The organism is Nitrospirota bacterium (genome assembly GCA_016178585.1).
Classification (GTDB): domain Bacteria; phylum Nitrospirota; class Nitrospiria; order JACQBW01; family JACQBW01; genus JACOTA01.
Genome location: JACOTA010000035.1, coordinates 21,669 through 28,331, shown reverse-complemented (window position 1 = coordinate 28,331; position 6,663 = coordinate 21,669). Strand labels below are relative to the sequence as shown.

The 6,663-nt window shown below is 47.2% G+C and carries 6 protein-coding genes; 5 read left to right on the top strand and 1 reads right to left on the bottom strand.

What is annotated here, in order from left to right:
• Positions 1–536: 536 nt before the first annotated feature.
• Positions 537–2,387 (bottom strand): hypothetical protein, encoded by a 1,851-nt coding sequence (locus tag HYR79_06375; protein ID MBI1821320.1) that lies wholly within the window; start codon positions 2,385–2,387, stop codon positions 537–539.
• Positions 2,388–2,910: 523 nt separating this feature from the next.
• On the opposite strand from HYR79_06375, the gene HYR79_06370 reads away from it, so the two are divergent.
• The 5 genes from HYR79_06370 to HYR79_06350 all read left to right on the top strand — a co-directional run bounded on the left by HYR79_06370 (position 2,911) and on the right by HYR79_06350 (position 6,645).
• Positions 2,911–3,312, top strand: a complete 402-nt coding sequence (locus HYR79_06370) for a DUF3224 domain-containing protein (GenBank protein ID MBI1821319.1) — start codon at positions 2,911–2,913, stop codon at positions 3,310–3,312.
• Between the two features lie 20 nt (positions 3,313–3,332).
• The gene (locus tag HYR79_06365; protein ID MBI1821318.1) at positions 3,333–3,896 is read left to right on the top strand and encodes a GNAT family N-acetyltransferase; all 564 of its coding nucleotides are present in this window, start codon (positions 3,333–3,335) and stop codon (positions 3,894–3,896) included.
• A 120-nt stretch (positions 3,897–4,016) separates the two neighbouring features.
• Positions 4,017–4,454, top strand: coding sequence for a MarR family transcriptional regulator (locus tag HYR79_06360; protein MBI1821317.1), 438 nt, complete (start codon positions 4,017–4,019; stop codon positions 4,452–4,454).
• 69 nt (positions 4,455–4,523) lie between these two features.
• Positions 4,524–5,873, top strand: a complete 1,350-nt coding sequence (locus tag HYR79_06355) for an SCP2 sterol-binding domain-containing protein (protein ID MBI1821316.1) — start codon at positions 4,524–4,526, stop codon at positions 5,871–5,873.
• Positions 5,874–5,910: 37 nt separating this feature from the next.
• A complete protein-coding gene (locus tag HYR79_06350; protein ID MBI1821315.1) occupies positions 5,911–6,645 on the top strand; it encodes an SDR family NAD(P)-dependent oxidoreductase in 735 nt (244 codons plus the stop codon).
• The last annotated feature ends 18 nt before the right edge of the window (positions 6,646–6,663 follow it).

Sequence of the window (6,663 nt, the reverse complement as noted above, 5' to 3'; positions counted from 1 at the left end):
GGTAGTTGACCGAGATCATACCAGGCCGGAAATCTCCAAGCGCCTCGATCCGGCGATAGAGGCCTTGTCTTTGGGCTTCGAGCTCTTCCAGAGATTTTTCCATGGGACCTCCTTATCTGATTGTTATATAACAATCAGATAATAGGCCAAAAAAAAAAGGAAAGTCAATATTTACCCATAAATTTGTCTCACACCCCTGGCGCCTGTCAATATTTATTTTTTTAGATCTGAATAAGACTCGTCCGATACTCGAAATCTCCTCTCAAAAGAGGCGTTAGAAACATCGGAGAAATTTTGAATGTTTTACCTGAATCATCATATAAATATCAGCGATAAAATTGCTATTTATAATTTGGTTTTTTACTACCCAAAAACGCTGTACGCTGAGATAGAAAGAGGTGCGCGGGCACGTATGCAAACCTTGCCCGCATGGAAAGACCACCCGAAATAAAAGGGCCCAAAGTCAATATTGACTTTGGGCCCGGGATATTCCTAAATGTCCTCACCCATGGAGGTGATACCTTTCGGACGTTTTATTAATGAAACGCCCACGATGCCGTTGTCTCCTCCCCATGAACGCCAATGATTCTCACACTCAACTGAACGGGAGCACGGGTGGCACTTGCGGTAATCGTTGTCCCGTTACAGGTTGTTGGAAGGGTAATGCTTCCGGTGGTGGAGGTTACCGGAAAATCTACATTGGGTACCTGACATCGGCCAGCGGCGCCATTATCGATAAATCCATAGAGGGACACAGATTTTACCGAAAAAGTGGTTGGGAGGGTCCAATTCACGGTCAGCGGCAGGCCCAGTTTGGCATCCGCCAGGGCATGACCGGTTATACCGCTCATCGAAATGGCCTCGCCAGTGGTTGCCGGCACATCAATCGTGTATGACGCGGATGGGCTCGTCGAAAAATTCACGGCGAAGGTATAAACTGTTCCGACTGGAGGAAAGGTCAAAGAGGTTGAGGTTGTGAAATAGTCGTATTGGTCTTCCTGAATCGTACTAGTGGAGGAGGGTGTCGGATTGTATGTCGTAGACACCGGCGGGTTTCCGTAAGTTGTCAGGGTGTAGGTCGACGTGGTTCCGTTTATTGGACCCGTGGCTGTTGCCGAAGAAACGGTATTGACCAAAGCGCTGACCTGAAGATCCAATGTCTTGAAAACGCCGCTACAGGTATTACAAATAGCTGGATCTTCATAGCGGGTTTCGATCTTTGTAGAAACATCAGCCCTCGCATTTTTTTGATTTCCAAAGAAACGCCAGGTCCCATCGTTCTGCTTTTTAAATTGCATCCCGATGACCCTTTTATCTCCCACATCATTGAGATAACTAGCTAATGTTACCCCATTCTGAGTTGTTGAAGCCTTTCCGTAAACTCGAACAACTTTATTGATATCATCATAACTAAGAATTTTATCAACGATTAATGAGTTCAGGGTCGCCCCACGCATATCACTCGCCATTCTTCCGGCTCCAATCGTGGCATTCAATCCTTCATTTAAATAACTGGCGTCATAAAATCCGATCATATCGGTATCTACTAGGGCGGTTCCTTTGGTATTGACCACCGATGCAAACTGATTAAACATCGCACTCACTCCGTTTAAAGCCGTCTGCTCGGCAGATGTGGTAGGAATTACCGCCGTCGTGATACTGGTAGAGGTTGTACTTCCCACTGTAGTCGTTGTGTTAAATGAAACACTGCTGGTAGAGGTATTGACGTTAACCGTGGAGGTCAGAGAGGAGGTCGTTGCCATATCGGTGATGGTAATGACGTTCGAGGCAACGGTTGTCTGATCCAATATTTTATCAAACCCTGTACTGTTGGCGGTAAATGGAGTTGAAATCAGGTCGAAAGCCGCCGGGTCAATATTGTTACTGACCAGCCAGGATTGAATAACCTCTTTAACCACTGACGCAATGACTTTAATTTCCGTAGCGGTTGGAGGAGGGTTGCCTACAGGGTCAGCAAACGCGGCCGCAATAGTCTTACCTTGAACAGTATACCAATTCTGGACGATCATATCGGTAAAGGGGTGAATATTCACGATCCCGGTCTGCCCCCCGATACTGTAAAGCGAAGTGGTATTGGGAAGATCGACTTTTAAAAGAAAAGGAGCCGTCAGGCCAGTAGCGTCAATAGTGTACTTTCCCGTACTATCGGTAGTTCCTGTTTTTTGAGTTCCGTTTTTATCTTTCACAGTAATGGTGGCATTGATAACCGGTTTCCCAGAGGCGGCTGTCCCGGAAAGCGAGACTCCCGTGGTAAGGCTTCCCCCACTGCTTCCACCGCCACCGCAAGCCGGAAGGGTTAAAAGAAAGAATACAGAGGATAAAAGTAATCCTAAAACCAGAAACCGATTTTTAAGCAATTTTTCCATCGTTTTACTCCTTAATTAATTAATTAAATTGAGTATAACAGGCGTTTTAAATTTGTCAATCCGCCGAAGTGCCTCATAAAAAATGTTACCGAGGCGGTTCCGAAAAATGTATCGTTGACTCATATTATCAAAGAAGGCTAACAATCCGGAATTTTTGAAGCTCGGCTTTTGATGGAGCAGTGGATGTAAGCTTTCCCTTTTCGTATGCTTTAATCATTTTGCTTTCAAACCGGAAAAGGCGGTGGTAAAAAAGAAAAAGCGTTATTTCCAGTCGGCGGGATGAATGGGTTGGAGTTTTTATTTTTTTGTTTTAAATACCGAATTATTTGTAATTCCTTGTTTTACTTGTCATCGCGAGCACCTGTCGGGTGCGTGGCGATCGTGGTTCAAGATAGCAAGATTGCTTTACTTCGCTCGCAATGCAACTTTCTATCGTTTTTGGGATAGAATTGCCATTTGTAATTCGATTTGTTACTATCCAAAAATCAGATATTAATTTTTTAAGCGACAACTCTTCCGCACTATGAGCAGAGAAGCGAACTGCACATTTAAAGTTATAAGCTGGGATGAAAAGCCTTATCAAGAGTTCGAGGGCGGGGCAAAGCTAACTCGGGCAAAAGTGTCTCTAGCATATCAAGGTGACATCAGCGGAGAAGGTTTTGTTGAATTCCTTATGTCCCATGCGGCCAATGGCACGGCGAGCTTTGTCGGCATGGAGTGGGTTAAAGGGGTTGTAGCGGGTAAATCCGGCAGCTTTATCATTCAGCATGTCGGCACCTACGATAGTGGCGGGGCGCGCAGCGCTTGGTCCATCGTCCCTGGCTCGGGTACCGGCGAGTTGGCGGGCATTGTTGGCAAGGGGAGTTACGTCGCCACCAGTGAGTCCGTTCCGTTCTCTTTCAGTTACGAATTTTCGGGAGCCTAAACTTAATCATTGTGCATCGAATGGATCATCACACTGAAATCGACCGTCTCGTGTTTCGCGAGGTGAATGCCAGCCGGTGGGCGGACTTCGAGCGCTTATTTGAAAGTCGCGGTGGCCCGAAGTTTTGCTGGTGCATGGTCTGGAGAGAAACGCCGGCTGAGGCAAAGCACAAAGACGGGGTGAGTCGCAAGGAGGCGATTGCGGGGCGCGTCTCCGCCGGAATTCCAATCGGGCTGTTGGGATACATGGATGGAGAACCTGTCGCGTGGTGCTCAGTGGCGCCGCGATCTACCTATCGACGGCTTGTAGACGATGACAGCGCCGATGAAGGTATTTGGTCGATTGCGTGCTTCTTTGTTGTACGGCGGCTTCGGGGTCAAGGCATTACGCGACGTATTGTCAAAGCCGCAGTCGAGCATGCCCGGGCACACGGTGCGTCGATTGTCGAAGCTTACCCAGTAGACCCAGACTCCCCAAGCTATCGTTTCATGGGTTTCGTATCTATGTTTGAAGAAGCGGGTTTCTGTGAGACGGGGCGTGCAGGCACGCGTCGCCATATTATGCAGTTGAAGGTCAGGCCATGACGCCACAGCAAGGAGGAGCATATGGAAAGCAAGGTACAATGCGAAAGCTTTAAAGCTCTCTCTATAAGAAATTTCATTTTTCTTGACATTTTCAATAAAGATGTATATACATATACTGTAATGAAAAAAGAATCGTTAAGTCCAAAAAAAAACCGATTTGCCTTGCCCTGTGCCTGCGCCAATTTACGAAGGGCCGCTCGACTCGTCACCAGGCTCTATGACGAAGAACTTGCGGGTACGGGGCTTGAGTTAAGCCAATTTACTCTTTTGATGGCGCTTTCAAGAGCCGGGGAGATCGCCCAGGGGAGGCTAGGGGCCGTTTTGTCCCTCGACTCCACGACATTGACGCGAACGTTGAAGCCTTTAATTGAAGAGGGTCTGCTTCAAACCCGGCCCGGATTAGACCGCCGAGAACGCCTGGTCGGACTTACGAAGGCTGGTAAGAAGAAGTTTATTTCGACTTTACCAAACTGGGAGAGCGCGCAGGAAAGATTACAACAAAAACTCTCGTTAAGGAAATATGATGATCTCATGCGTTTGCTGGGGGAACTGGAATGAACGGGTTGGTTTTTTTTGGTTTAATATATGTATATACATCTATATGAGATCGAATGAAAGGAGGAATAAGTGTCGCAACTCGATGATCACCCAACGGTAAAGCAATTTTACAAAGGAGGCGGAGCTAATTCTCCTGCAGGCAGCCTTATCAAAAAGGAATCGGCATGGCTTCGTCAGCTGTGCTTGGATGCCGGTGCAGATGACGTCGGATTTGTTGAAGTTAATCGGCCAGAAATTTCGGATCAGAAAGATGAGATTCTCTCGGTTTTTCCACCTGCAAGAACCCTCATCAGTTTCGCTTGCAGAATGAACCGGGAGAATATTCGGACTCCGGCACGATCCGTCGCGAATCTCGAATTTCATCATACAACCGATGAGGTCAACGAAGTGGCGCGTAACATTGTACAGAAAATGGAAGCCGAGGGAATTCGGGCGATGAACGGAGGAGCGGCCGGATTTCCAATGGAGGCCGACCTTTGGGGCGGGAAAATGTGGATTCTCTCCCACAAACCGATTGCTGTTGCGGCCGGTATAGGCCAGATGGGAATTCATCGAAATGTGATCCATCCTAAGTTCGGCAACTTCATCCTGCTTGGAACGGTTCTCATAGACACTGAACTTGAGACTTACTCTCAACCCATTGATTATAACCCATGCTTAAGCTGTAAATTGTGTGTGGCGGCGTGTCCCACCGGAGCCATCGGCGCTGACGGCCATTTCGATTTTTCCGCCTGCTACACACACAACTACCGTGAATTCATGGGTGGATTCACCGATTGGGTAGGGAAGATTGTCGAAAGCAAAACGGTTAAAGATTACCGAAAAAAGATGTCCGACGCAGAAACGGTTTCAATGTGGCAAAGTCTTTCATTTGGAGCCAATTATAAAGCCGCCTACTGCATAGCGGTCTGCCCGGCGGGAGAGGATGTCATATCCCCATTTCTTACCCATCGGAAGGAGTTTGTCGGAAGTGTTCTCAAACCGCTCCAGGAAAAATCTGAAACCATTTATGTTGTTCCTGGGTCCGACGCGGAGGAATACGCCTTAAAACGTTTTCCTAACAAAAAAGTGAAGACGGTGGCTAAAGGCCTCTCGGGTCAAACTTCGATTGGAGGATTTCTGCGCGGACTTCCACTCGTATTTCAACGGGGCCGCGCCAAAGGACTTGAAGCGACTTATCACTGGACGTTTACAGGGAGGGAAGAACGAAAGGCCACCGTGATTATTCGCAATCAGGAAATTCAAATCGAGGAGGGTCATCAGGGAGCGGCCGATATCCAAGTAACGGTTGAAAGTGACACCTGGCTCAGACTCCTTCGGAAAGAAACCCATATTGTCTGGGCTTTGATTCGTAGAAAACTTCGTATACGGGGATCGCCGAAACTGCTTTTAGCGTTTGGCCGCTGTTTTCCATCCTAGAGATGGAATAAATTAATGAAAAGTCAGGAGGATTGATATGTTGGACTCAAAACAGTACGCTGTAGTGACTGGAGGCGGTTCAGGAATCGGATTTGAACTTGCAAAGCTGCTTGCAGGAAGTGGCTACCAGGTCTTGATCGTGGGCCGCAATGAATCAAAACTTCAATTGGCAAGAGATCGTCTGCCTGGCCTTCAGGTATTAAAGGCTGATCTGAGAATTCGCGAGGACATCGCTCGCATCCGAAATACCGTAGAAGCAGGTTTTGGCCGTGTTGATGTTCTCGTGAATAATGCAGGTGTCGGTCACTTTGAAGATGATGAGATCGATCTGGAGAAGATCACAGACCATATCGCAACTAACTTTATAATCCCGTTGGAACTAACTGCTGAAATGCTTTCTTTGCTCCGGAAAAGCTTGGCCCCCAAAGTTGTTTTTCTTGGGTCAGCGATGGCTTACTCTAACGCGTGGAGATGGGCGTCCTATTCGGCCTCAAAGAGCGCGCTACATGTCTATCTTCGAGCTATTCGGAGGAATTTAAAACTTAAAGACCTTCGATTTATCGAAGTATTGCCATCCTTTGTCGCAACAGATTTTACACAGGATTTAAAGACGGCGAAGTTATCACCTGAAGATGTTGCAAAAGCAGTCTTAAGCGCTATCGTTGGACACGGGGACGAAGTTAGGGTTGGAAAGGCAAGTCTGGTTTACTGGATGAGTCGTATTGCGCCAAGATTTATAGAGAAACTTCTCGATAGGATGATTAGAAAATGAACTCGAATTGTGAAGATT